We start from the raw sequence: 3,092 nt of genomic DNA on the forward strand, positions 1-3,092 counted from the left end.
TCTTCTGCGATGATTCTTGCTTCAAAATTTCTCAAATTTTGATCAATTGGTGCTGGTGTTACTCTTACAAGCTCATTTTGACCAAATTCACTAGTAATAAGTCCTGAACCAGGAATAAACGTTGACCTTGTCGTCATAAATCTAGCACCTTTATTTGCAAGTTTAATTTCTTCAACAGAATTTGCCGACTTAACTTTCGATATTCTTTTCAAGATTTCTTCTAAGACTGTATTAGCACGATCTAAATCACGAGCTTGATTCCAAGACCAATTAGACACCTTAACCTTGTCAACCTCAGCTTGTGCTTTGATACGTTCTGCTTCTAAATCTTTAAGTTTGCGTTTACGTTCTAATTCAACCTTCTTAGAAGTTTCTGCATTAGTTATTCCTTGGGTCTCTTGTTGTTTTTTAGATTGATGCTCATTCTCTAATGTCCTAATGCGTCTTTGAAATTCCTCTCCAGATATTTGTCCTTTACTTTGAGCCTGTTTCAAGAACGCGATCTCCTTATTATACTGCTCATCAAGCTGATTTAATTTCTCTTTTCTCATTGAAATTTCGTTATCAAATTCTTCTTCAAGACGCATAATTGCAATTTCACTTTGTTTTTCTAATTCTTTCAAATCTTGATCACGTCTCTCTTCAACCTCTTTGATTCTTTGTTGTTCAAAACCTTGAAAAAGTCCAACTGTAAAATCCAAAGCAGCTGCACCAAGTGCTCCCCAAGGTCCAAAACTTGCCAACATATCTTTTGACACATCAAACAACGACTGTATTACGGTATCAGCAGTATTACCCGCTGCAACATTTTTGCCCAAATCTTTGTTAACAACTTTAGTTACAACATCCAAAGCTTTTGATACCAACTTACTCAAAGCATCATATAAAGTATCAAACAAAGACTCAGTTTCACTAAGTAAAGACTCAGTTGCCGTTTGTGCTTTTTCTGCAATTTCAATCAAAGAACTTTTATTTGAATCATTAAGACTATCAAACAATTCCTTATGTACTTTGACAAAGTCAGAATAAAGCTTCTTAATTTCAACTTCCATCTCAGCAGCCGCTTTTTCTTGTTCATGCAAAGGCCCCATTAAAACCTTAAATTGCATTGTTTGTACTTTATTTTGCAAAGCTTTATGCGCTTCTACAAAAGCTCTATCATCTGTCGTTTTTTCAAATTCGTCTACTCCCTTTTTCAGGGCAATAAACAACTGCTTATTAGAATCATTAAGAGAATGAAAACTTGCCGAATAATTATTAACAAATTCTTGCTGCTTCACATTAATAACATTAGCAAGTTCCTTCATTTTACTTTCTTGTTCTTCATATGGAAGAATCAAAACTTCTTGATTAAGTCTTGCTATTTCTGCTTGTAAGTCCTTATGTTCATTAACAAAATGATGATTAGATTGAGCAAAATCATTAACCTGTTTCTCAATATTAGCAAGAGTTTGTTGATTTTGTTGAATCAAAATATCAAAATTTTTACCATACTTACCAATAAATTCCTTATTTTTTGCATTTACTATAGACTGTAAATCACGAGTAGCCTTTTCTTGTTCATGCAAAGGCTTGATGAATACTGCTCTTTGCATTTTGAAAATTTGTTGTTGCAAAGTCTCATATTCTGCAATCATCTGCTTATTGAAATTATCGATTCTTCTTTTTTCGGCCTCTATTTTTCGTTTTTCTGAATTACTATTATCCTTCAACAAATCAGGAGCAGGCTCTGATGATGCAACTGTCTCTACAATCTTCTTATCTTTACCTTTAGCCATACTCAATGTTTCATATAATGTATCCCAAACACTTTGTGACCATTTTTTCAAAGTTTGGAAAAGAGAGATAATCGGTTCAAATCCAGCCCTAAATTTTTCAACAAATTTGGTAGCAACATAGTTTGCAAGCTCTTTTATTTGATGAAAAAAATCAACTACAGAATTCTTAACCTTTACAAAAATATTGACAACCGGACTAAATGCAGACTCAAATCCTTCAACAATCTTGGTCGAAATATAACCTACAAAATCTTTCATTTTATTGAATACATCAACTACAGAATTTTTAATCTTTGCAAAAATATTGACAACTGATTGAATTGCAAACTTGAATCCTTCAACAAACTTGGTCGAAATATAACCTACAAAATCTGTCAATTTCTTAGTAAAAGTAATTACCGAAGCAGTTGCTTTTGTTATGGGAACTAAAATTCCAACCATTAACCATTGTTTCGTTTTTTCAAAACCAATCATCAAAGGTTCAAATGCTTTTCCAAGCTCCAGAAATAATTTACTACTTAATTTAGAAGTTTGAAGCTGAGCTTCTGACAAATTCTTTGCTCCACGAGCAGTATTGCCGTAAAACTTACCACCTTCAGCTGTAGCCTTCTTAAGAGCACCACTTAATTCATCAAAACCAACTCGACCTTTACTTGCCAATTCTAATAATTCGTCACTTGCTACTCCAGCTTCTTTTGCCAAAATATCCGTAATATCCACTCCAACACTACGAAGAGCTTCAAGATCTTCTACGGCAATCTTATTACCAGCCTCTACTTTAGAATAGATCTCTGCCAACTTTGTAAGTCCTTCACTACTATTCCCCGCAGCCTCCCCAAACATACGCATACGTTGACTAACTTCAGAAGCAGAAGCTCCATAAGATAACATGGTTTGAGCAGCACTACTTATAGCTTCACTAGTAAATGTGGTTTGTTCCCCAAAAGCATTCATATCATCGGCTAAAGCTTTTCCAAGACTATCGTTATTTAGCATCTGTGAAAAAACACTAACTTCATTGTTAAATGATTCTAAAGACTCCATAGCGCCTGTAAAAACATTATTAACAGCATTGCCCGCCATTTGAAGAGTTTTCACAATCAAAACTATAGGACCAATAGTATTTACCATTCTCTCTAAAGCGTCCGCTGCTGCATTTGCCATATTTTTTACATTGAACAAATTTTTACCAACACGTTTTAGAGTGCTCCCAACGCTTTTGAAACTTTTGGTACTATTACTTCCAACAACTTTGACGGCTGAAGCAAGATTTTTGAAATTATCACCCATCCTTCGAGTATTCTCAATCAAAGC

At 34.2% G+C, this 3,092-nt stretch carries 1 protein-coding gene; it reads right to left on the reverse strand.

Features of this window, described 5'->3' with window-relative positions; all coding sequences use genetic code 11:
- The coding region (locus tag U880_RS0103590) for a tape measure protein (protein ID WP_024654783.1) at window positions 1–3,092 on the reverse strand (3,092 nt) is incomplete at both ends.

Origin of the sequence: Borrelia hispanica CRI, assembly GCF_000500065.1 — a bacterium.
Lineage (GTDB): Bacteria > Spirochaetota > Spirochaetia > Borreliales > Borreliaceae > Borrelia > Borrelia hispanica.